The following is a 23387-nucleotide window of genomic DNA, read 5'->3' on the forward strand; positions in this document are numbered from 1 at the left end:
CAAACCAGCGCTGGGCCAAGGACAATAGCCACCTGCCGACAGGAGTCCTGAATGCGCCGTCTGTTTTCCCTGATTCTGCTGATGATCTGCACCACGCCTGTCTGGGCAGACAACCTGGATCAACTGTACAAGGCCGCCGGCTGGCCCGACCAGCGCGCCCACTTCAACGATGCCCTGACCGCCGCCCAGGCGCGCTATCGCAACAGTTTGCCACCCGCCGTGTACCAGGCGCTGGTCAACAACAGCAACCAGCGCTTCCAGGCCCAGGCGGTAGACCGTCGTGCCCAGGCGCAGTTGCGCGCCACCCTGGCCAACCCCTCGCCGGCCCTGGCTTTCTTCCAGTCGCCGCTGGGGCGCAAGGTGGTGGCAGCGGAACTCAAGGCCACTCGCAAGGACGAACTGGCCAAGAATGCCAAGGGCCTGCCGAAGATCCAGGCCAGCGACGACCGCCTGCTGGTCATCGGCCACCTGGCCCAGGCCCTGCCAGCGCGTGAAGCCGGCGCCGAAGTCAGCCTGGCCATCGCCGGCGTGGCAGCCGACAGCCTCAGTTCGATGATCCCCGGCCTGTTCGGTGGCGGCCAGGCCCAGGGCCTGCTCGACGGCCAGCGCCAGCGCCTGATGAACCAGATCGGCGAAGACCTCAACAACACCTTGTTGTACGTCTACCGCGACCTGTCCGACGCCGAGCTGGAAGAATTCGCCACCTTCGCCGAGTCCCCTGACGGCAAGGCCTACTACCAGGCGGCCCTGGCCGCTGTCCGCGCGGGCCTGGCGGTTGGCCAGAGTACCAACGAGCTGAAGTGATCAGCCCAGGCGCTGGTCGATGAAGTCGAAGTAGCGCTGGCGAATGCCCGGCAGCTCGTTGGCCAAGTGGTGACGGGCCTCGGGCAGCATCAGAATTTGCGGCTCGGCAAACTTGGCCTTGAGCACTTCAAGGTTGTAGGGCCAATCCACCGTGCCATCGGCCTCCCCCTGCACGATCAACGGCCGCCGCGAACTGCGTGGCGCGGCCTCTATGCGTTTGACCCATGCGATCAGTGCCCCCACCCAGGCGGTTGGCAGGCGGCGCGGTTGCAGCGGGTCGGCCTCCAGAAACGGCAGGAAGGCCGGGTCGTTGGTGTTCTCGCTGAAGCGGCGCTCGATGCCGCTCACAAAGTGACGCAACACCCGATAACTCAATTTCGACCAGCGCCAGGAACAGGGCCGTACCAACGGTGCCAAGAGGATGACCTGGCCATCGATGGGGCTGCGCGCGCCTTGGTGCAGCAGGTGGTCCACGGCAATGGCGCCACCGGTGCTCTGCCCGCACAGGTGCCACGGGCGCGGCAGTTGCAGCGCCCGTGCCTGTTCGAACAACACCTCCAGCACCTGCTGGTAAACCGCAAAATCACTGATGCTGGCCCGCTCGCCACTGGACAGGCCATGACCGGGCAGGTCACAGCTGATCACAGCGAAACCCTGTTTGAGTGCCCATTCGATCACATGCCGGTAGAGGCCCATATGGTCGTAATAACCGTGCAACAGGAACAGCGTTGCGATGGGCTGCTCGGGTAACCAGGCCTGCCCGACCAGGTCGAACCCCGCCGCCTGGAAGCCGCCCAGCCAGCTGTGTGCCGACAGGTCCAGGCCGTAGAAGCGCTGGTATCCCTGGGCCTCGGCCGTTAACGGCTGGCAAGCGGTCAACGGTGCCAGGCAGGTGCGCAGGTGGTCGGGTTGAAAAGCAGCGGGCATCGGGTACATCCACATTGACGCAAGTATTGATCCGGAATCTTCAGCTCTGGCCGGCGTCATGGCAAGCTTGCTCACCTCGAACAACCAGCACCGATCTGGTTGTCGGATTACTGCCTTGCTCAAATCTGGAAATTTGCGCGATCACTGTGGGAGCGGGCTTGCCCGCGAACACGGGCATAGCCCGTGCCATCCACCGCGTAGTCTGCTTCGCGGGCAAGCCCGCTCCCACAAAGGTCCACCGACGCTTCATGAGTAGCCGAATCATCAAACCGTTGTGCACGGTGCTTGCCCTAGTGGTCGGCGTTGCCATCCTCTGGCAGGCCTACACCACCTTCCAGGCCCGCTACCTGCGCCCGTTCGACAACCAGACCACCCTGTTCGACGGCAGCCAACTGCACCTGCCCCCAGAACTGGCCGGCCCAGGCCCGATCCGCGTGGTGCACTTCTGGGACCCCGCCTGCCCGTGCAACGTCGGCAACCAGCAGCACCTGGGCGACCTGGTCAGCCAGTTCGCCGGCCAGGGCGTCACCTTCCATGTGCTGCAAAAGCCCGGCAGCCACGGCCAGTTGCCCGCCAACCTCTCCGCCCTCAAGCCGCTCGCCAGCCTGCCCGGCAGCGAACACCTGCCCGCCTCCCCGGCCGTGGCTATCTGGGACCGGCAAGGGCGCCTGGCCTACTTCGGCCCCTACAGCGAAGGTGCGGTGTGCAATGCCAGCAACAGCTTCATCGAGCCCATCCTCAAGGCCTTGCTCGATGGCCGCCAGGTCAGCGCCTCCAATACCCTGGCAGTGGGTTGCTACTGCCCTTGGGCGGGCTGACGTACCCGCGCCGGGTTACCCACCACCGTCGCACCCGCCGGCACATCCCGGGTCACCACACTCCCAGCACCCACCACGGCATTGTCGCCAATGGTCACCCCCGGCAGGATGATCGCCGCGCCGCCGATCCACACGTTGTTGCCGATGGTCACCGGTCGCCCGCTCTCCAACCCGCTGCGCCGCAAGTCAGGGTCGAGAGGATGGTCGGCGGTGTAGATCTGCACGTTAGGGCCGATCTGGCAGTCGTCGCCGATGCGCACCGGTACCACGTCGAGGATCACGCAGTTGAAGTTCATGAAGGTATTGCGGCCAACACTGATGTTGTAGCCATAGTCGCAATAGAACGGCGGGCGGATCACCGCGCCTTCACCCACCTGGCCAAAGTGCTCCAGCAGCAGCCCGTGGCGCGCATCGTTGAGCAGTTCGACACTGTTGTTGTAACGGTGCATCCAGTGCTTGTTGGCGATCTGCTCGGCCTGCAGCTCGGGGCAGCCGGCGTGGTAGAGCTGGCCTGTAAGCATCTTCTGTTTTTCGCTGAGTGACATGGAATCTCCTTCCCGGGGGCTATGCTCTGTTCGCGAATCCGCCGATGATCGGACCACATTTTCCGCTTGAACGCACAAGGAGCTTGCATGAAGCGCAGCCTGACCCTGCTGGCCATGGTGGTTGCCGTGGCCGCCGGCGCCGGTTACTGGTACGTACAGGGCAAGCTACCGCAACGCGAAGGCGAGGTAGCCATTGCCGGCCTGCAAGCACCGGTCAGCGTGCGCTACGATGCCCGCGGCGTGCCGCACCTGCAGGCCCAGAGCGAGCCGGACCTGTACCGTGCGCTGGGCTACGTGCATGCCCAGGACCGGCTGTTCCAGATGGAAATCCTGCGTCGCCTGGCCCGTGGCGAGCTGGCCGAGGTGCTGGGCGACAAGCTGCTGCCCACCGATACCCTGTTCCGCAGCCTGCGCATTCGCGAACAGGCCGCCCTGATGGCCAAGCAACAGGACCCGCAGTCGCCGGCATGGCAAGCCCTGCAAGCGTACCTCGACGGGGTCAACAACTGGCAAGCCAGTCACCCCAAGCCCATGGAATTCGACCTGCTCGGTATCACCCGCGCCCGTTCACCGCCGAAGACACCCTGAGCGTCGCCGGCTACCTGGCCTACAGTTTTGCTGCCGCGTTCCGCACCGAGCCTGCGCTGACCTACATCCGCGACCAGCTGGGCCCTGAATACCTGAAAATATTCGACCTAGGCTGGCAACCCGAGGGCGCTCTGGGCACGCCGCTGGCCGCCGCCGACTGGCACGGCCTTGAAGCCCTCGCCCGCCTCAGTCATGAGGCACTGGGCGACGCCGGTATCCCGCAGTTCGAAGGCAGCAACGCCTGGGCGGTAGCGGGTAACCGCACCCGCAGTGGCAAGACGTTGCTGGCCGGCGACCCGCACATCAGCTTCGCGGTACCAGCCGTGTGGTACGAGGCCGAGCTGTCAGCGCCCGGCTTCAACCTGTATGGCTACTTCCAGGCGCTCAACCCGTTTGCGCTGCTCGGTCATAACCGTGACTTCGGCTGGAGCCTGACCATGTTCCAGAACGATGACGTCGACCTGATCGCCGAGCGCACCAACCCGGCCGACGCCAACCAAGTAATGATCGATGGCCGATGGCAGACGCTCGAAAAGACCGAGCAGCAAATCGCCGTCAAAGGCGAAGCGCCGGTCACAATCAACTTGCGCCGCTCGCCCCATGGCCCGATCGTCAACGACGTACTGGGCAGCACTACCGGCCCCACGCCCATCGCCATGTGGTGGGCATTTCTGGAAACCGAAAACCCGATCCTCGACGGCTTCTATCAGCTCAACCGCGCCGACACCCTGGGCAAGATGCGCGAGGCCGCCGCCAAGGTCCACGCCCCTGGGCTTAACTTTGTCTGGGCCAATGCCCGTGGCGATATCGGCTGGTGGGCGGCGGCAAAGCTACCGATCCGTCCCGACGGCGTCGACCCCGCGTTCATCCTCGACGGCGCCAGCGTGCAGGCGGACAAGCTTGGTTTCTACCCCTTCAGCGTCAACCCGCAACAGGAGAACCCAGCGCGCGGCTACATCGTTTCGGCCAACTACCAGCCGCCAGCGGCGGTGCCGATACCGGGTTACTACAACTTGCCCGACCGTGGCCGCCAGCTCGATCGGCACCTGGCCAACCCCGAGGTGAAATGGGACACCCAGAACAGCCAGGCACTGCAGTTGGACACTGCCAGCGACTACGGCCCGCGCACCCTTGCCCCGTTGCTGGCAACCCTGCGCGCAGTGGCCGAAGGTGACGAACAGAAGGAGCTGGTTGAGCAACTGGCGGCCTGGGCGGGCGACTACCCGCTGGACTCGACCAGCGCCACGCTGTTCAACCAGTTCCTCTACGAACTGGCCTTCGCAGCCCTGCATGACGAGCTGGGCGACACCTGGTTCCCGGTGCTGATAAGCACCCGCGCCATTGACGCCGCCCTGCCACGCCTGGCAGTGGATGCAGACTCACCCTGGTGGAACACCCGTGGTGGCAACCTGCGTACCGACCGTACAGCCGTTGTGCGCACGGCTTGGCAGAACAGCTTGAAACACCTGCGTGACACCCTGGGCAGCGACCCGGCCAGCTGGCAGTGGGGCAAGGCCCATACCCTGACCCACAACCATCCGCTTGGGGTGAAAAAGCCGCTGAACCTGTTGTTCAACGTCGGCCCCTTCGCTGCACCCGGCACCCATGAAGTGCCGAACAACCTCTCGGCGAAGATCGGCCCGGCGCCATGGCCGGTTAACTATGGGCCATCGACACGGCGGCTGGTCGACTTTGCCGATGCCGGACAGGCGCTGACCAGCAACCCGGTAGGGCAGAGCGGCGTGCCGTTCGACCGGCATTATGCGGACCAGGCCGAGGGGTATGTGCAGGGGCAGTATCAGCGTGCACAGATGGGGGTGATTCCGGCGCAAAGTACCTTGCGATTAGTACCAGGCGAATGACCGAGAAGGGCTGCACAGCAGCCCCAATCACACCGTCAACCCTGCCACTTGCCCCCTTCGACGATCACGCTTTCCGGCTTGGTGTCATCGCTCAGTTCCTTGCGCACATACTGGTCATACAGCTTCAGCAAGAACTTCTCTTCCCCCAGTTTGGCCAACTCGGCATTCACCCAGTCTCGCAGCTCGGTGTTGCCCTTCTTCACCGCCGGCGCAATCGGCGCTTCGTCACCCAGCAGCTCAGGCAGCACGCGGTAACCCGGGTTCTGCTTGGCCCAGCTGAACAGGATCAGGTTGTCCTGGGCATAGGCATCGCCACGGCCGGTGGCCAGGGCTTGCAGCGATTCGCTGTTCTTCTCGAACTTGAGCAGCTTCCAGTCGGGATGATTTTTGGTCAGCCAGATATCGGCCGTGGTGCCGGTGGTCACGATGATGGTCTTGTCGGCCAGGTCGTCGAGCTTCTGCACCGGGCTGCCATCCGCCACGATGGCCTGCACGGCAACGCGCAGGTTGGGGTTGGTGAAGTCCACCGCTTCCTTGCGCTCCGGGGTCACGGTCATGTTGGCGAGGATCAGGTCGACCTTGTCGCTCTGCAGGAACGGAATACGGCTGGCCGGTTCCACGGCAACGAACTCGACCTTGTTTTCATCGCCCAGCAGGTCCTTGGCCAGGCGCCGGCCAATGTCGGTGTCAAAGCCCACATAGCGGCCTTTCTCATCGACGAAGCCGAACGGCGGCTTGTCGGTGAACACGCCGACAATCAGCTTGTCGCGGGCCTTGATGGTTTCCAGGTAGCTGGTGGCTGGCGATGCCGCCGCCGGCTTGGGCGGTTCGTCGGCCTTGTTGCAGCCGGCCAGCAAGGCCAGGCCGAACAACGGTGCCAGCAGTTTGGTGAGGTTGGCAGTTTTCATGACAGTTCCTTGTGCAATGTCTTTGGCAGGCTTTCTACGAAGGAGAATTTCTCCAGGAACTGCTGCGCGCGTGCGGTCCGCGGTCGGGTGAAGAAGCTCTCGGGGTCACCCTGTTCAAGGACCCTGCCGGCCTCCATGAACACGATGCGGTCGGCCACCGCGCGAGCGAAGGCCATTTCGTGGGTAACGATGAGCAAGGTCATGCCGTCGCGGGCCAGGCCCTGAATTACCTGCAGCACCTCCTTGACCATTTCTGGGTCGAGGGCAGCGGTAACTTCGTCGAACAGCATCACCTCGGGGTTCATGCACAACGCGCGCACGATGGCGATGCGCTGTTGCTGGCCCCCGGACAATTGCCGGGGGAACGCGTCGCGCTTGTCCAGCAGGCCGACCCGCGCCAGCAGCGCCTCGGCCTGGGCCTGGGCTTCGGCCCGCTCGCGCTTTTGCACTTTCAGCGGGCCCAGCAGCAGGTTGTCGATCACGCTCATATGGCCGAACAGGTGGTAGCTCTGGAACACCATGCCGACCCGCTGGCGGATGGCGCGCCAGTCGGTGTGCGGGGCGAGCAATTCTTGCCCGGCCAGGCGCAGGTGCCCGCTGTGGGCCTGCTCAAGGCCGTTGAGGCAGCGCAGCAGCGTGCTTTTGCCACAGCCACTGGGGCCGAGGATGACCACCACTTCACCGGCCGCCACCTGCAGGTCGACGTCCTTGAGCACCTGGTGCTCGCCAAAAACTTGTTGAAACCCTGGAATTCGATCAGTGCGCTCATGAGTGTGCCCAGCGGCGTTCCAGCACGCGCGAAGCGGCGGACAGCGGATAACAAACGATGAAGAAGAACAGGAACAAGGCGCCATAGATCAGCACCGATTCGTAGGTGCGTTCGATGATCTGCTGACCGGCCTTGATCACCTCGACCACGCCGATCAGCACCGCCAGCGAGCTGGTCTTGATGATCCGCGTGTAGATGTTGATGGTGGGCGGGGTCATGCGCTTGAGCGCCTGCGGCAGCAGCACGTAGCCATACAGCTGCCACCCCGCCAGGCCGATCGACAGCCCGGCTTCGCGCTGGCCGCGCGGCACCGAACGCAGCGCACCGCGTACCACCTCGCCCACCTCGCTCGCGCCCCACAGGGCCAGTACCAGCACCGCGCACCAGAAGCTGGGGATGCTCAGGGCAAAGAAGATCGGCAGGCCGAAGAACACCAGGTACAACCAGACCAGCACCGGGATGGCGCGAAACAACTCAAGGTACACCTGCAAGGCGATGTTCAGGGCACGGTTGCCCAGGGTTGCCAGCACGCCGTACAGCACGCCACCCAGCGTTGCGAAGAGGATGCCCAGTGCCGAGATGGCCAGGGTCTGCGCGGCGCCGCCGGCCAGCTGCGGCAGCGCCTGCAGCAACAGGTCAAACGCCGAACTGGCCATGTTGCAGCCTCCTTTCCACGTAGCGCAGCAGCAACGACAGCGGCAGGAACAGCAATACACAGAGCAGGGTCAGCACGGTGAGCATTTCGTAGGTCTTGTAGTACAGCGCGATGTAGTTTTTGGTGGTGTAGAGGATTTCCGGCACGGCCACCGCCGACACCACGGTGGTTTCCTTGAGCAGGAAGATGAAGTTGGCGAACAGTGCCGGCAGGCTGAGGATACCGGCCTGGGGCAGCACCACATGGCGCAGCAGTTGGCCCTCGGACAAGCCGATGGAGCGCCCAGACTCCAGCTGCGCACGCGGCACCGCTTCGATGCCGGCCCGTAACACCTCGGTGAGGTAGGCACCGCCCATGAAGGTCATGGTGATGATCGCCGCGGAAAAACCGGAAATCTTCAGGCCCAGGCTTGGCAAGGCGAAGTAGACGAAGAACAGTTGGATCAGCAGCGGCGTGTTGCGCGCCAGCTCCACGTAGGCTTTGACCAGGCGCCACAGGTAGGGCGTGCGCAGGACAAGGAGCGTGGCGTTGACCAGGGCGACCAAGAGCGAGGTGGCGATGGCGATCATGCCGACCTGCAAAGTCACGCCCACGGCCTTGAGAAAAGCGGGTAGCGTGCTGAGGATGAATGCGATGTCGAGGGTCATGGGTAGAGCAAGTCTGCAGGGTGCGCGGGGGCACAATGAATAGACTCTAATGATCTAAAAATTTTTTAATAAATACCTTTATTGCATATGCATAGTACAGGCATAGACGCCCTTTGTAGGAGCGGCCTTGTGTCGCGAAAGCGCCGCAAAGCGGCCCCGGCAATAGCAGGTGAATTGCAAAAATCCTGGGGGCGCTCCGCCCCCCTTTCGCGACACAAGGCCGCTCCTACAGGGGATCGCTTCTCCCCAAAATGCATGTCAAAGAAATAAAAACGCCGACTCATATGAGTCGGCGTCAGGTCATGCAAGGGAATGCAACTGCATCAGAACGCTGGCAGCACCGCACCCTGGTACTTCTTGGCGATGAATGCCTTCACTTCCGGGCTGGTCAGGGCCTTGGCCAGTTTCTGGATGGCTTCGCTGTCCTTGTTGTCCGGGCGGGCAACCAGGAAGTTCACGTATGGCGAATCGGCACCTTCGATCACCAGCGCATCCTTGGCCGGGTTCAGGCCGGCTTCCAGGGCGTAGTTGGTGTTGATCATGTCCAGGTCAACCTGGTCCAGCACGCGCGGCAGCATGGCCGACTCAAGCTCGCGGAACTTCAGCTTCTTCGGGTTCTCGGCAATGTCCTTGGGGGTGGCCAGGGCATTTTTCGGGTCTTTCAGGGTGATCAGGCCAGCCTTCTGCAGCAGGATCAGGGCGCGGCCGCTGTTGCTGCCTTCGTTAGGGATGGCAACAGTGGCGCCTTCCTTCAGCTCGGACAGGTTCTTGATCTTCTTGGAGTAGCCACCGAAGGGTTCGACGTGCACGCCGACCACGGTTTCCAGGTGGGTGCCTTTACCTTCGTTGAAGCTTTTCAGGTACGGCAGGGTCTGGAAGTAGTTGGCGTCCAGGCGCTTCTGGTCCACTTGTACGTTTGGCTGCACGTAATCGGTGAAGACCTTGATCTGCAGGTCCACACCTTCTTTTGCCAGGGTCGGCTTGATCAGCTCAAGGATTTCGGCGTGCGGAACCGGGGTAGCGGCAACCACCAGTTTCTCGGCAGCGGCGGCCAGGCCGGAGAACGACAGGGCAGCAGCCAGGGCAGTGGTCAGCAGGGTCTTCTTCATGGTGGTCCTTGTTCTGAATCTGGGCCATCGACGATGGCGAATCGGGTGCCCAACCGGTTCACCAGTGGGCGTGAGGCGGACAATACCTAGATTTTTTATTCCGTAACAATATCTTTTACTTAGCTGCTTATTCCAAAAACAAACTGCCACCAGCCACTTTGCTTATGAGCGATGTCTAGCGCGCGGGATTGGCCAGGTCGAGGTCCTCCGGCAGGATCTCTGCGCCGTCATTCACCAGCAAGGCAAAGTGGATCACGTTCTCCAGCTCGCGGGTGTTGCCGGGCCAGAAATGCGCTTCCAGCACCTGCTGCGCCGCCTCGCTCACCAACGGCACGGGCCGCTGCAGGCGCACGCTGTAAATGCCCACGAAGTACTCGGCCAGCGGCAGGATGTCGCCCGGCCGTTCACGCAGCGGCGGCAGTTCCAGCGCCCCCTCGCGCAGGTACTGGTACAGGCGCTCGTTGAAGCGCCCCGCACGCACCACGCGCGCCAGGTCGATGCTGGTAGCGGCGACCAGGCGTACATCCACTGGCTGTGGCTGCTGCGCGCCAACCCGGGTGACCTCACGGTTTTCCAGGGCCGCCAGCAACTTGCCCTGGATGGCCAGCGGCAAGTCGGCAATCTCGTCCAGGTACAGCGTGCCGCCATTGGCCGAGCCAAACCAGCCGGCGCGGCTGCTGGCCGTGCCGCCATGACTGCCGGCGCTATAGCCGAACAATTCGGCATCGGCGTAGGTGGGGCTGATGGCCGCGCAGTTGACCGACACGAACAGCCCGCCACGGTCGCTGGCACGGTGGATCTGCCGGGCCAGCAGCTCCTTGCCGGTGCCGGTTTCGCCACGGATCAGCACCGGCACAGGTTGTGGCGCCAGGCGCTCAAGGTCCTCGCGCAGCTGCTGCGAGCGCGGGTCGATGAACACCAGCGCCTTGGCACGAATGCTCAGCGGGCTCTTGTCCAGCTCGGGGAAGGTCAGCAGCGGCTGGCCAAACGGGTTTTGAAAAGTCATGACGAACTCCCGCCCCTGGCCTGCAATGGCCGGGCGTCAGGCAAACGGTAAACAGTAAGGGTGATCAGGCGCGGCGCAGTGCGCGCTGCTCTACCCGGCTCTGCAAGCGATACAAGTAGGCGAAGCCTTGTTCCCAGCGCTCATGGCCGGACTTGACGTTGATGTGCCCGGCATTGCTCAGCAACCCCGCTTCGGCGCCCCATGCCTGGGCCAGGTACAGCGCCCGCGGTACGTTCACGGCCGGGTCGTTGTCCGAGCTGACGACCTGGCTGGGGAACGGCAATGCATCGGTCGGGATCGGCGCAAAGTTGCGCAGGGCTGGCGCGCAGGTGGGCCGCTCGACGTCTGCCGGCGCCACCAACAGTGCACCACGCACCCGCCGCAGCAAGGCCGGCCTGGCTTGCGCAGCCCAATGGGCGACAGTGATGCAGCCCAGGCTGTGGGCGATCAGGATCACCGGTGAGCGCTCGGCGGCAATTGCCTGCTCCAGCGCCTGCACCCAATCCTGCCGCTGCGGGGTGAGCCAGTCGTGTTGCTCCACCCGGGCACTGTTAGGCAGGGTGCGCTGCCAGTGACTTTGCCAATGGTTGTCTGGCGATCCTTGCCAGCCCGGCACAATCAGGTAACGAATCGACTCATTGCGCATGGGGACGCCTCCAGTAAGTTTGCGTGCTTGGAGACAAGTATAGGGAGGGAGTTATATTCGTAAAGGAATAAGAAGCTATTTATTAATAACCAAAAACCAATTCCTGCGACAGGGCCCTCACAGGCAAAAAAAAGGGCCAACCCCTGCCAAGAGATGTGGCCCATAAGCACTTGCCTGAAGAGGTGTGCCGGGTATCAACGTGCGGTAATCACCGCCAGCTTGCTGATCCCCGCGCGTTCGATGGCCGCCATGGCCCGTGCCACTTCGCCGTAGTTCACGCCGTCATCGGCCTGCAGCTGCACGCGCACGTCCGCGTCCTTGTCCTTGGCGGCCTTGAGATTGGTTTCCAGCAGATCGGGCTGGATCTGGTCCTTGTTGATGAACAGCTTGCCCTCGCCATCGATGCTGACCACCAGCGGGTCCTTCTGCTCCACCGGGGCCACGGCCTCGGTCTTGGGCAGGTTGATGGGAATGGCGTTGGTCAGCAGCGGCGCGGTGACGATGAACACCACCAGCAGCACCAGCATGACGTCCACCAGGGGCGTGACGTTGATTTCACTGAGGACTTCGTCGCTGTCCTGGGTCGAAAAGGCCATATCAGGACGCCTCCTTCACTGGCTGGGTGAAACCGGCCTGGGCTTTTTGCACAGCAGGGTGCACCAGCACGCGGAAGGCACTCTTCTGCGCCAGGCTGTAGAAGTCGTGGGCGAAGTCATCGAGGTCGGCGGCGGTCAGCTTGAGGCGCCGCAGGAAGTAGTTGTAAACCAGCACGGCCGGTACCGCGACGGCGATACCCACACCGGTCGCCACCAGTGCCGCACCGATTGGTCCGGCGACGGTTTCCAGGCTGGCGGAGCCGGCCGCGCTGATGCCCTTGAGCGCTTCCATGATGCCCCACACGGTGCCGAACAGGCCGATGAAGGGCGAGGTGCTGCCGATACTGGCGACCACCGCCAGGCCGGTTTCCAGCGAGCGGCGCTCACGCACGATCTGCTGGCGCAGGGCGCGCTCCAGGCGGTCCTGGTGGTTGATCGCATGGCTCAGGTCGTTGGCCTGAGTGTCGCCAACGGCGATGGCAGCGTAGCCAGACTGGGCCACACGGCCAGCCGGGCCGGGCAGCTCATGGCTGAGCTCGGCGGCCGAGTCCAGGCTGGAGGCAGCCCAGAACTGCTGGTGGAAGCGCTTGTCCTGGTTCTTCAACCGCACGAACTGCGCGACCTTGACCAGGGCCAGGCCCCAGGTGACGACAGAAAAACCGACCAGCAGCCAGATGACTGCGCTTTCAACGGATTCGAGGGGGGATGCCAGCAGGCTCATGATGATGTCTTCCTGTGTTCTGCGAAAAAGTTAGCGAAGCTTGAAATCGATCGGCACGCTGACCCAGCCGGTCTGGGCCACATCACCCTGCTTGGCGGGCACGAAGCTCCAGCGCTTCACCGCGGCCAGCGCGGCGGCGTCGAGGGCGTCACGGCCGCTGCTCTTCTGAACCTGGATCTGCCCAGGCTTGCCGCTGGGCAGCACTTCGACACGCAACAGCACGGTGCCCTCCCAGCCACGGCGCTGAGCCATCTGCGGGTACTCCGGCGCCGGGTTCTTCAGGTACGCGGCGTTGGCCGATGCCGGGGTTATCGGGGCCGGCGCGGGTGGTGCGGGCGCAGGCGGTGCCGGGGCCGCCACTGGCGCGGGTGGTGGTGCTTCAACCGGCTTGGGCTGTGGCTTGGGCGCTTGCTTGACCACAGGCTTTGGCACGGGCTTCGGTTTGGGTTTGGGCTTGGCGGCCAGTTCGTCGACGACCGGTGGCGGCGGCGGTGGCTCGACCACGGGAGGCGCGGGCGCAGGCGGCGGAGGCTCGACCACAGGCGGTGCGGGTGCCGCGAACTCGATGGTCATGGGCGGCACCTGTGGCGGCACAACCGGCAGTTCGGGCGTGGGCGCCTGGCTGACCCAGTACGCGGCGGCGCCATGCAGGGCCAGCACCAGCAGGCCCAACACCAGCTTGTCGCGGCGCTTGAGCCCGCTCACAGGCGTGCGTTGCAGGCGCAGCTGGCCAAGCGGCAGGCGAAGCGTGCGTCCAAGCTCGACCAGGTCGCCTGGGGCCGGGCGCCATGGCTGGTCGTAGGCCCTGACGGCCGATTGGACATTACCCATTGATCAAACTCCTGGGGTCTCGATTCAGGTGTGTGGCTGAATCATCGGGGCCAGAGGCTTATCTCTTAAAGTAATGTTTAAAATTATGGTTAGAACTTAATTGAATATTGTTTCTGGAGGATCGCGTGAAAGCCACGGATTGCGCGGGCTGTGGCATTCATGGCTAAAGGCTATGCATTGGGGGCATGCAAAATATTCGCGTAAGGCATGAGATTGCCGCGAGGGCTGCGCCCTCGATCGCGACGCAAGGCCGCTCCTACAAAGGACTCGCGCCCCTCGGACCTTACGCGAATCCCTTGTAGGAGCGGCCTTGTGTCGCGATGGGCTGCAAAGCAGCCCCGGCAATCCGACAGGCATAAAAAAAACCCGGGACCAAGCCCGGGCTCTTAATCATCAAGGGCAGATCAGATATCCGCCACCTTCTGCCAAACCTTCGGCCGGAAGAACAACGTCTCCCCACGCGCCAACCCGGTCAGGCTGTCATGGTCCTTGACCACTTCGGCCTCGATCAGCTCGCTCTGCCCTTCCACCTTCAAAGTCACCCGCGTGGTCGCGCCCAACGGCCGGATGTCCCGCACCTCGGCCGCGTGGTGCCCTTCGGTCTCATGCCGCGACAGCGACACCTCGTGCGGACGGAACAGCACGTGGTGGCCTTCGCTCAGTGCCAGGCGGTTGGAATCGCCGAGGAAGTGGTAGACGAAATCGTTGGCTGGCTTCTCGTACACCTCGCCCGGCGAACCGATCTGCTCGATCACGCCCTTGTTCATCACCACGATGCGGTCAGCCACTTCCATGGCTTCTTCCTGGTCGTGAGTCACGAACACCGAGGTCAGGTTGATATCCTCGTGCAACCGCGCCAGCCAGCGGCGCAGCTCCTTGCGCACCTTGGCATCCAGCGCACCGAACGGCTCGTCCAGCAGCAGCACCTTGGGCTCCACCGCCAGGGCGCGGGCCAGGGCGATACGCTGACGCTGGCCGCCAGACAGCTGCTCGGGGTAGCGATCGGACAACCAGTCCAACTGCACCATGTTCAGCAGCTCGTGCACCTTCTCGGCGATCTTGCTCTCGCTCGGGCGCTCGCCCTTGGGCTTCATGCGCAGGCCGAAGGCGACGTTGTCGAACACGCTCATATGGCGGAACAGCGCATAGTGCTGGAACACGAACCCAACGTTACGGTCACGCACGTCATGGCCAGACACGTCCTCGCCATGGAACACGATGTTGCCCTGGTCCGGGGTTTCCAGGCCGGCGATGATGCGCAGCAGCGTGGTCTTGCCGCAGCCGGACGGGCCGAGCAAGGCCACCAGCTCGCCGCTGTTGATGTCCAGGTTGATGTTGTTCAGGGCCTGGAAGCTGTTGAAGCGCTTGCTGACATTACGAACTTCGATCGACATGAATCATTCCTCCGCGGCGCTGTGGCGCAGGCGGTTAATACGGTTCTCGCTCCACTGCTTGAGCAGCAGGATGAAGAGCGCCAGGATCAGCAACAGGCTGGCCACGCTGAAGGCCGCCACGTGGTTGTACTCGTTGTAGAGGATCTCTACGTGCAGCGGCAAGGTATTGGTCACGCCGCGAATGTGGCCGGACACCACCGACACCGCGCCGAACTCGCCCATGGCCCGTGCAGTACAAAGCACCACGCCGTAGATCAAGCCCCATTTGATATTCGGCAAAGTCACGTGCCAGAACATCTGCCAGCCATTGGCGCCGAGCAGGCGCGCGGCCTCCTCTTCTTGCGTGCCCTGCTCCTGCATCAGCGGGATCAGCTCACGGGCCACGAACGGCACGGTGACGAAAATGGTCGCCAGGACGATGCCCGGCAGGGCGAACACGATCTGGATGTCGTGGTCCTGCAGCCACGGCCCGAACAGGCCTTGCGCGCCGAACATCAGCACGTAGACCAGGCCGGCGATTACCGGCGACACCGAGAACGGCAGGTCGATCAGGGTGACCAGGATACTCTTGCCACGGAAGGTGTACTTGCTCACGCACCACGCGGCGCTGACACCGAACACCAGGTTCAGCGGCACCGAAATCACCACGGCGAGCAGGGTCAGCTTCAGCGCCGACAAGGCATCAGGCTCGAAGATCGCCTCGAAGAAGGTGCCAAAACCGTTCTTCAGCGCCTGCGACACCACGATCACCAGCGGCAGCAACAGGAACAGCGCGAACACCAACCAGCCAAGGCCGATCAGAATGCGTCGCGAAGTAGCGCTGCCTCGGCGGGCGGCGTTGGCGGCGGCGCTTGTACTCAGGGATGAACTGGACATGCCGGCCTCCTTCAAGGGGTTTCGATGCGGCGCTGCAGCAAGTTGATCAGCAGCAGCAGGATGAAGGAAACCACCAGCATCAGCACGCCGATGGCGGTCGCGCCGGTGTAGTCGTACTGGTCGAGCTTGACCATGATCAGCAGCGGCAGTATTTCGGTCTTCATCGGCATGTTGCCGGCAATGAAGATCACCGAGCCATATTCGCCCACGCCACGGGCGAAGGCCAGGGCAAAGCCGGTGAGCCAGGCCGGTAGCAGGGCCGGCGCCAGAATATGACGGAACACCTGCAGCGGCTTGGCCCCCAGGCAGGCAGCGGCCTCTTCCACTTCACGCGGGATGTCGGCCAGTACCGGCTGCACCGTGCGCACCACGAACGGCAGGGTGACGAAGGTCAGCGCCAGGGTGATGCCCAGCGGGGTGTAGGCGATCTTGAAGCCCAGGTCGGTGGCGAACTGGCCGACCCAGCCCGCAGGCGCGTACAGGGCGGTCAGGGCAATACCGGCAACGGCGGTAGGCAGGGCGAACGGCAGGTCGATCATCGCGTCGATGATCTTGCGCCCGGGGAAGGTGTAGCGCACCAGTACCCAGGCCAGCAGGGTACCGATCACACCATTGATGATGGCGGCGAACAGGGCGGTGCCGAAACTCAGCTTGAGCGCGGCGATTACCCGCGGTGCGCTGATGATGTTCCAGAACTGCTCCCAGGTCAGCTGCGAGGCATGAATGAACATGGCCGCCAGCGGTATCAGCACGATCAGGCTGAGGTACACCAAGGTGTAGCCCAGCGTCAGCCCGAAGCCGGGTATGACGGGGGAAATACGACGTGACATAAGTATCCCTGGTTGAACGCACGAAGCCCGGAATCAATCCCGGGCCGGTGCAAGACTCTGAATCCCGGGGCTGCGTTGCAGCCCAATCGCGACGCAAGACCGCCCCCACAGGAGATTGCGGTTCCTTGTGGGAGCGGCCTTGTGTCGCGATTGGGCCGCAACACGGCCCCGCTTTTCCCTGGCGTTTACTGTGCCTGATAGATCTGGTCGAACACACCGCCATCATTGAAGAATTTGGGCTGTGCAGTTTTCCAGCCACCGAAGTCCTTGTCGATGGTTACCAGGTCCAGTTTCGGGAACTGCTTGCCAAACTCCGCAGCGACTTTCTCGTCACGCGGGCGGTAGAAGTTCTCGGCGGCAATCTTCTGCCCAGCCGGGCTGTACAGGTGCTTGAGGTATTCGGTGGCAATCTCGGTATTGCCTTTCTTCTCGGCGTTCTTGTCCACCACCGCCACAGGCGGCTCGGCCAGGATCGACAGCGACGGCACGACGATGTCGAACTTGTCGGCGCCACCGTCTTCCTTCAGCGCCAGGAAGGCTTCGTTTTCCCAAGCCAGCAATACGTCGCCCTGGCCGTTGTTGACGAAGGTGATGGTCGAGCCACGGGCGCCGGTATCCAGCACCGGTACATGCTTGAACAGCTCCTGTACGTACTCCTTGGCCTTTTCTTCGCTACCGCCGGCTTTCAGGCCATAGGCCCAGGCCGCCAGGAAGTTCCAGCGCGCACCGCCGGAGGTTTTCGGGTTGGGGGTGATGACCGAGACGTCCTTCTTGATCAGGTCGCCCCAGTCCTTGATGCCTTTCGGGTTGCCCTTGCGCACCAGGAACACGATGGTCGAGGTGTACGGGGTGCTGGCGTCCGGCAGGCGGGTCTGCCAGTTGTCCGGCAGGGTCTTGCCGAGCTTGGCTACTTCGTCGATGTCGCCGGCCAGGGCCAGGGTCACCACGTCGGCGCGCAGGCCGTCGATCACCGCACGGGCCTGCTTGCCCGAACCGCCATGGGATTGCTGGATCTTCACCTTGTCGCCCGGGTGGGCCTGCTGCCAGTGCTTGATGAACTCGGCGTTGTACTGCTGGTACAGCTCGCGGGTCGGGTCGTAGGACACGTTCAGCAGTTCGTAGTCCTTGGCGATGGCGGAACCGGCAAAAACAGCACTGGCCAGGGCGGCGAGCGCATAACGGCGGATGGACATGGTGAAGCTCCCGATTGGCATTTTTCTAATTTTGGATGTGAGGCGCGATCAGCTGGGCTTGTTGCCCGGCTGTTGCAGGCGGAACTTCTCCTTGCGCTCGATCTGTACGACCTGAGCGTTGTGCACAGTGATCTCCACCGCACCAAACCGCAGGTCGCGCAAGGCGCTCTGGATTTCACGCAGAATGGTGGCTTCGTCCTGACCGTCGATGCTACGCAGAGATGCACTCATGCTCGTTCTCCTTGGAGTGAGGGTGCCGGGCAGAGGTTTGAAGGGGATTTGCGCCTGGCTTGAGGGCAATAGTAGTGAGGCGGAGATATTCTTAAAAATACTGTTTAAGAATGTTTATATAACCAAATTCAAGAAGAGATTTTGTAGGCGCCAAAATTCCTCTGTGGGAGCGGGCACGCCCGCTCCCACAGGGTTCAGTGTTGGGTTTTGCTACTGTTTTCAGGCTCGCGGATCTTGTACCAGGCCACATACAGCGCCGGCAGGAACAGCAGCGTCAGCAAGGTCGCCACGATGATCCCGCCAATCATCGCGTAGGCCATCGGCCCCCAGAACACCTCGCGGGCAATCGGGATCATACCCAGGCTCGCCGCCGCCGCGGTCAGCAGGATTGGCCGGCGCCGATGGTTAGTGGCCTCCACCACCGCATCCCATTGCGAAAAGCCTTGCGCCACGAATTCATCGATCTGGGTTACCAGAATCACCGAGTTACGGATGATGATGCCCGCCAGCGCCAGGATGCCAAGGATCGCCACAAAGCCCATCGGCGTACCCGTGGGCACCAGCGCCAGCACCACGCCAATCAGCCCAAGCGGCGCCACGCTGACCACCAGGAACAGCTTCTGCACACTGTGCAGCTGGATCATCAGGAAGGTCGCCATCAGGAACAGCATCAGCGGGATCACCTTGCGGATCGGCCCTTGCGCCTTGGCGCTCTCCTCCACCGTACCGCCGGTAGCCACTTCGAAGCCCACCGGCAGCTTGCTGGCGAACTCGTCGATCTTGGGCTTCAACTGAGCTACCAGATCGGTGGGCTGGATGTCGCCGTTGACCGAGGCCTTGATGGTGATGGTGGGCTTGCGGTCGCGGCGCCAAACCAGCGGCTGCTCCATCTCGTAGCGCACCGTGGCAAACGACAGCAACGGGATCGAAGTGCCGTTGGGCGTGAGGATCTGCAGGTTCTGCAGGGTATCAGGCGAGCCGCGCTCGCTGTCTTCGGCACGGGCGACCACATTGACCAGGTAAATGTTGTCGTTGACCTGGGTGATCTGCACGCCGCTGACGATGCTGTTCATCACATTGGCCACGTCTTCCGACGATAACCCCAGCTGGCGTGCCTTGTCCTGGGCGATTTCCACGCGCAGCACCTTACCTGGCTCGTTCCAGTCGTAGATCATCTCGCCGATATGCTCGTTCTGGTCAAGCAGGGTGGCCAGTTCGATGGCGTGTTTGCGCACCTCGTCGATATTTGCGCCACTGACCCGATACTGGATCGGCCGCCCTACCGGCGGGCCCATTTCCAGCGACTGTACGTTGGTACCGATGCCAACGAACTCTTCATGCAGGATCTTCTGCAAGCGATCCATCATGGCCTGACGCTCTTCGAAGCCTTTACTGACGATCACCAACTGCGCGTAGTAGGGGTTCTGCAACTGTTGGTCGAGGGGCAGGTAGAAACGAATGGCACCTTGGCCGATGTAGGTGCTCCAGTGCACCAGGTCCGGGTCATCCTTGATCCGCGCCTCGAAGCGGTCGACCACCTTGCGCGTCTCCTCGATCGAGGCGTTCTGCGGCAGGTTGAGGTCGACCAGAATTTCAGGGCGGTCCGAGGACGGGAAGAACTGGTTCTGGACAAAGCGCTCACAGAAAATGGCCAACGCGAACAACAGCACCGTACCGATGATGGTCAGCCAGCGGTTGCGCATGCACCACAGCAGGCCACCTTCGAACGCTCGCCCTACTCGCCCGGTCTGCTCCTCGTGTGCCTTGACCTTGCTGCTCAGGATATGCACGCCCAGTACCGGAGCGAAGAACACCGCCACCACCCACGACACGATCAACGCCACGGCGATGACCGCGAACAAGGTGTAGGTATATTCGCCCGCCGAGCTGGCATTGAGCCCAATCGGCACGAAGCCGGCAACGGTCACCAAGGTGCCGGTGAGCATGGGGAATGCGGTAGAGGTATAGGCGAACGTCGCCGCCTGCTCCTTGCTCTCGCCCATCTCCAGCCGCGTGACCATGACCTCCACGGTGATCATCGCATCATCCACCAGCAGGCCAAGGGCAATGATCAACGCCCCCAGCGAAATCCGCTGCATGGTGATGCCGCTGTACTCCATGAACACGAACACCATCGCCAGCACCAACGGAATCGAGCAGGCCACCACCAACCCTGCACGCACACCGAGGCTGATAAAGCTCACCGCCAATACAATCACCACCGCTTCGAACAGTGCGCTAGTGAAGCCGCCGACTGCCTGCTTCACGACCACCGCCTGGTCTGACACGGTGTGCACACCCACCCCGACCGGCAGGTCGGTGATCACGCTGTCCATTTTCTTCTTCAGCGCCGCACCGAATACCTGCATGTTGCCGCCGGCCTTCATGCCGATAGCCAGGCCGATCGCGGTCTGGCCGTTGAAGCGGAACATGGGCGTGGGCGGGTCGACGTAGCCACGCTCGATATCAGCGATATCGGCCAGGCGGAAGAAGCGGTCGTTGATCCTCAGGTTGACGGTTTGCAGGTCTTTTTCGGATGCGAACTGCCCGGTGGTGCGCACCGAAATGCGCTCTGGCCCAGCCTCGATCACCCCGGCTGGCGTTACTGCGTTCTGTGATTGCAAGGCCTGCATGACCTGGCGCTGGTCGATACCCAGCGCTGCCAGTTTGCGGGTCGAGAAGTTCAGGTACAGCACTTCGTCCTGGGTGCCGACCAGCTCTATCTTGCCGATGTTGGGCACTTCGCGCACTTCGGCGCGGGCTTGTTCAACGTAGTCGCGCAGTTGGCGCAGGGTCAGGCCGTCAGAGGTAAAGGCGTAGATCGAGCCGAACACGTCACCGAATTCGTCGTTGAAGGCAGGCCCCTGAATACCCTGCGGGAACTGGCCGCGGATGTCCTGGATTTTCTTGCGCACCTGGTACCAGATTTCCGGGATGTCCTTGGCTTTGGTGGTGTCGCGCAGGTACACGTAGACGGTGGACTCACCCGGACGGGTGTAGCTTTTGGTGTAATCGAGGGAATCGAGCTCCTCCAGCTTCTTCTCGATGCGGTCGGTGACCTGGTATAGGGTTTCGTCCTGAGTCGCACCCGGCCAGCGGGTCTGGATGACCATGGTTTTGATGGTGAATGACGGGTCTTCCTCACGCCCGAGGTTGAAGTACGAAAAAATCCCCATCAGCAGGCCAACGAACATCAGGTACCAGACGAATGACTGGTGCTTGAGCGCCCATTCGGAGAGGTTGAAGCTTCCTTTCATTGCGCATCCTCGTCGAAGGTGACCTTCTGGCCAGGCTTCAGGCTGTTCACACCTGCGGTAACCACGCGCTCACCGGGCTGTACGCCCGACGTCAGGACAATGCTGTCGGCGGTGCGGTCGATCAGCGCCACGTCACGGGTTGCCACGGTCTTCTGCTGTGTATCGATCACCCACACCTGAGTCTTGCCGTCACGCTCCAGCAACGCGCTCGCGGGCAGCTCGCTACGCGGCGTCACTTCCGAACTCAGGGTCACGCTGATGGCAGTGCCCAAGTGGAACGCCGCCGGCGTGCTGGCCAGGGTCAGGCGGGCGCGCCGGGTACGGGTGGTGGCGTCGGCCTGGGGCTCCAGCTCGCGTAGGCTGGCCGTGGTATTGATGGTTGGGTCGAGCTGTGAGGCAACGGTAAAGGTCAGGCCTTTGTTCAACTGCTCGGCCAAGCCGATCGGCAGGTCGATCACCGCTTCCTTCACGTCCGGCCGGGCCAAGGTCACCACGGATTGCCCGGCGGTAACGGTTTGCCCGGCTTCGGCCTGCCACGCGGTGATCACGGCGGCGTGGTCGGTGCGCAGGGTGCTGTAGTCGAGCTGGTCACGGGCCTGGCTGAGCGCGGAGCGCGCCTGCTCCAACGCCGCGCTGGTGGTTTTCAGGTTGGTCTGGGCGATGTCCAGCTGGGCCTGGGCGCCCACGCCACGGTCATACAGCTGTTGCTGGCGACGGGCATCGGCCTGGGCGTTGATCCACTGTGCCTGCACCTTGGCCAGGTCGCCTTCGGCGGCACGCAACTGGTTCTGCTGGTCGGTCGGGTCGAGGGTGGCCAGGGTGTCGCCCGGCTTCACCTGGGCACCGACATCCAGCCAGCGCCGGGCAATGCGCCCGGAAACCCGAAAGCCCAGGGTGCTTTCGAAGCGCGCCTGGATACTGCCGGCGAAGCGGCCCAGCTGCGATTGCACCTGGGGTTCGACCTTGACCGACAGCACCGGCCGAATCGGCTCGGGTGCCTCGTCCTCGCTACTGCAGCCCACTAGCAGCACGCCGGCTGACAGCATCAGCAACAGGCGCTTCATAACTCACCCCCTGGGGCCTTGGCATCGACCTTCTGCACCTGCATGCCGGGGTGCAGCAACTGGCCGCCGTTGACCACCACGCTCTCGCCGCCTTTGAGGCCGCTGGCGACCACGATCTTGCCGGTGAGGTAACGGCTGACTTCAACTTTGCGCAGCTCCACCTTGTCGCCCTCGCCCACCACCCACACGGCGGGTTCATGCAAGGCCTTGGTCAACGCCGACCACGGCAGTTCGACGCTGGGCCGGCCCTGAGCGTTGGTGGTAGCAGTGACCGGTGCGCCCAGTTGCATGCCCGGTGGCACGTCTTTCAGGCCAACCTTGACCTGCACCGTGCCGCTTTGCGCCGACACCGTGGGGGTGATTTCGCGCACGAAGCCATGGGCCTGGACCTTGGGGTCGTCCAACAGGCTGACGACCACCCCGGCATCGCTGGGCGGCGCGACCAGCAGCGACTCGTAGACGTTGAACACCGCATCGCGGTCGCCATCGGTAGCCAGGCTGAAGATCGGCATGGTGGCCTGTACCACCTGCCCGACTTCGGCCTGGCGCTGAGTGATTACCCCAGCGGCCTCGGAGACCAGTGCGGTATAGCTGAGTTGTTCGTTGGCGTTGGCCAGCTGCGCCTGGGCGGCCTTGAGGGCGCTCTGGTTGCTGCGCAACGCGGCTTCGGCGGAGTCGTATTCACTCTGGCTGGTGTAGCCCTTGGGCAGCAGTTTCTGCTGGCGCACGAAGGCGGCACTGGTCTGGGTGACCCGCGCTTGCGCGGCGAACACCTCGGCCTTGGCCGAGTCGACGTTGTTCTGCAAGTCTTTTGGGTCCAGCCGCGCCAGCACCTGGTTGGCCTTGACGTGGTCGCCCACGTCCACGCTGCGCGAAATGATCTTGCCGCCTACGCGGAACGAGAGGTCGGTCTGCACCCGCGCCTGCACATCGCCGGTCAGGGTGACCCTGGCAGCGAAATCGGTGGGCTGGACCTGTTGCACACCCACCCGAGGCAGCGTCTCGGGAACCTCTTCCTTGCTACAACCGGTGAGCATGGACAGCAAGCCCAAGCTTGCCAGCAACAGTGGACGCGTCACCCTCATGCAGGCTCCTAGCTTGCGCACAAAT

21 protein-coding genes and 2 pseudogenes are annotated in these 23387 nt (G+C 63.1%); 3 read left to right on the forward strand and 20 right to left on the reverse strand.

Features of this window, described 5'->3' with window-relative positions:
- Window positions 1-51: 51 nt before the first annotated feature.
- Complete coding sequence (locus AB5975_08770; protein ID XDR21899.1) at window positions 52-804, forward strand: DUF2059 domain-containing protein; 753 nt, start codon at window positions 52-54, stop codon at window positions 802-804.
- Here the strand turns inward: AB5975_08770 and AB5975_08775 are convergent, their stop codons facing one another.
- On the reverse strand, window positions 805-1731 hold the full coding sequence (locus AB5975_08775; GenBank protein ID XDR21900.1) for an alpha/beta hydrolase: 927 nt from the start codon (window positions 1729-1731) through the stop codon (window positions 805-807).
- Window positions 1732-1979: 248 nt separating this feature from the next.
- Here AB5975_08775 and AB5975_08780 point away from each other — a divergent pair, with 248 nt between their 5' ends.
- The gene (locus AB5975_08780; GenBank protein XDR21901.1) at window positions 1980-2549 is read left to right on the forward strand and encodes a DUF6436 domain-containing protein; all 570 of its coding nucleotides are present in this window, start codon (window positions 1980-1982) and stop codon (window positions 2547-2549) included.
- On the opposite strand, the gene AB5975_08785 is transcribed toward AB5975_08780, so the two are convergent.
- Window positions 2528-3094 (reverse strand): sugar O-acetyltransferase, encoded by a 567-nt coding sequence (locus tag AB5975_08785; protein ID XDR21902.1) that lies wholly within the window; start codon window positions 3092-3094, stop codon window positions 2528-2530. The two genes, AB5975_08780 and AB5975_08785, sit on opposite strands and share 22 nt — an antisense overlap.
- Before the next feature lie 87 nt (window positions 3095-3181).
- On the opposite strand from AB5975_08785, the pseudogene AB5975_08790 reads away from it, so the two are divergent.
- Window positions 3182-5544, forward strand: a pseudogene (locus AB5975_08790) (penicillin acylase family protein).
- A 35-nt stretch (window positions 5545-5579) separates the two neighbouring features.
- Here AB5975_08790 and AB5975_08795 read toward each other — a convergent pair.
- The 18 genes and pseudogenes from AB5975_08795 to AB5975_08880 form a co-directional block, all read right to left on the reverse strand.
- Window positions 5580-6452, reverse strand: a complete 873-nt coding sequence (locus tag AB5975_08795; GenBank protein XDR21903.1) for a transporter substrate-binding domain-containing protein — start codon at window positions 6450-6452, stop codon at window positions 5580-5582.
- Window positions 6449-7221 (reverse strand): annotated as a pseudogene (locus tag AB5975_08800) (amino acid ABC transporter ATP-binding protein). Before AB5975_08800 ends, AB5975_08795 begins: the two are co-directional and overlap by 4 nt.
- Entirely contained in the window at window positions 7218-7877 is a 660-nt protein-coding gene (locus AB5975_08805) for an amino acid ABC transporter permease (GenBank protein XDR21904.1), read from the reverse strand. The pseudogene AB5975_08800 and the gene AB5975_08805 overlap by 4 nt, the downstream one beginning before the upstream one ends.
- Window positions 7858-8523, reverse strand: a complete 666-nt coding sequence (locus AB5975_08810; GenBank protein XDR21905.1) for an amino acid ABC transporter permease — start codon at window positions 8521-8523, stop codon at window positions 7858-7860. Before AB5975_08810 ends, AB5975_08805 begins: the two co-directional genes overlap by 20 nt.
- Window positions 8524-8846: 323 nt before the next feature.
- Window positions 8847-9632 (reverse strand): MetQ/NlpA family ABC transporter substrate-binding protein, encoded by a 786-nt coding sequence (locus tag AB5975_08815; GenBank protein XDR21906.1) that lies wholly within the window; start codon window positions 9630-9632, stop codon window positions 8847-8849.
- 175 nt (window positions 9633-9807) lie between these two features.
- Entirely contained in the window at window positions 9808-10638 is an 831-nt protein-coding gene (locus tag AB5975_08820) for a sigma 54-interacting transcriptional regulator (protein ID XDR21907.1), read from the reverse strand.
- Window positions 10639-10702: 64 nt separating this feature from the next.
- Window positions 10703-11284: an alpha/beta hydrolase gene (locus AB5975_08825; protein ID XDR21908.1), complete on the reverse strand. Its 582-nt coding sequence runs from the start codon at window positions 11282-11284 to the stop codon at window positions 10703-10705.
- A 194-nt stretch (window positions 11285-11478) separates the two neighbouring features.
- On the reverse strand, window positions 11479-11880 hold the full coding sequence (locus tag AB5975_08830) for an ExbD/TolR family protein (protein ID XDR21909.1): 402 nt from the start codon (window positions 11878-11880) through the stop codon (window positions 11479-11481).
- A 1-nt stretch (window position 11881) separates the two neighbouring features.
- Entirely contained in the window at window positions 11882-12601 is a 720-nt protein-coding gene (locus AB5975_08835) for a MotA/TolQ/ExbB proton channel family protein (protein ID XDR21910.1), read from the reverse strand.
- Window positions 12602-12631: 30 nt separating this feature from the next.
- Window positions 12632-13432 (reverse strand): energy transducer TonB, encoded by an 801-nt coding sequence (locus AB5975_08840; GenBank protein XDR21911.1) that lies wholly within the window; start codon window positions 13430-13432, stop codon window positions 12632-12634.
- Window positions 13433-13836: 404 nt separating this feature from the next.
- Window positions 13837-14826 carry a sulfate/molybdate ABC transporter ATP-binding protein gene (locus AB5975_08845; GenBank protein XDR21912.1) on the reverse strand — a complete coding sequence of 330 codons (990 nt, stop codon included), beginning with the start codon at window positions 14824-14826 and terminating at the stop codon, window positions 13837-13839.
- Window positions 14827-14829: 3 nt separating this feature from the next.
- A complete protein-coding gene (gene cysW, locus AB5975_08850) occupies window positions 14830-15702 on the reverse strand; it encodes a sulfate ABC transporter permease subunit CysW (protein ID XDR21913.1) in 873 nt (290 codons plus the stop codon).
- A gap of 11 nt (window positions 15703-15713) precedes the next feature.
- Window positions 15714-16532 carry a sulfate ABC transporter permease subunit CysT gene (gene cysT / locus AB5975_08855; protein ID XDR21914.1) on the reverse strand — a complete coding sequence of 273 codons (819 nt, stop codon included), beginning with the start codon at window positions 16530-16532 and terminating at the stop codon, window positions 15714-15716.
- A 185-nt stretch (window positions 16533-16717) separates the two neighbouring features.
- Window positions 16718-17725: a sulfate ABC transporter substrate-binding protein gene (locus AB5975_08860; GenBank protein ID XDR21915.1), complete on the reverse strand. Its 1008-nt coding sequence runs from the start codon at window positions 17723-17725 to the stop codon at window positions 16718-16720.
- 48 nt (window positions 17726-17773) lie between these two features.
- On the reverse strand, window positions 17774-17956 hold the full coding sequence (gene oscA / locus AB5975_08865) for a sulfur starvation response protein OscA (protein ID XDR21916.1): 183 nt from the start codon (window positions 17954-17956) through the stop codon (window positions 17774-17776).
- A 194-nt stretch (window positions 17957-18150) separates the two neighbouring features.
- A complete protein-coding gene (locus AB5975_08870) occupies window positions 18151-21213 on the reverse strand; it encodes an efflux RND transporter permease subunit (GenBank protein ID XDR21917.1) in 3063 nt (1020 codons plus the stop codon).
- Window positions 21210-22277, reverse strand: coding sequence for an efflux RND transporter periplasmic adaptor subunit (locus AB5975_08875; protein ID XDR21918.1), 1068 nt, complete (start codon window positions 22275-22277; stop codon window positions 21210-21212). Before AB5975_08875 ends, AB5975_08870 begins: the two co-directional genes overlap by 4 nt.
- On the reverse strand, window positions 22274-23362 hold the full coding sequence (locus tag AB5975_08880) for an efflux RND transporter periplasmic adaptor subunit (GenBank protein ID XDR21919.1): 1089 nt from the start codon (window positions 23360-23362) through the stop codon (window positions 22274-22276). Before AB5975_08880 ends, AB5975_08875 begins: the two co-directional genes overlap by 4 nt.
- Between the last annotated feature and the right edge of the window lie 25 nt (window positions 23363-23387).

The sequence above is a fragment of the Pseudomonas putida genome (assembly GCA_041071465.1).
Taxonomy (GTDB): domain Bacteria; phylum Pseudomonadota; class Gammaproteobacteria; order Pseudomonadales; family Pseudomonadaceae; genus Aquipseudomonas; species Aquipseudomonas putida_P.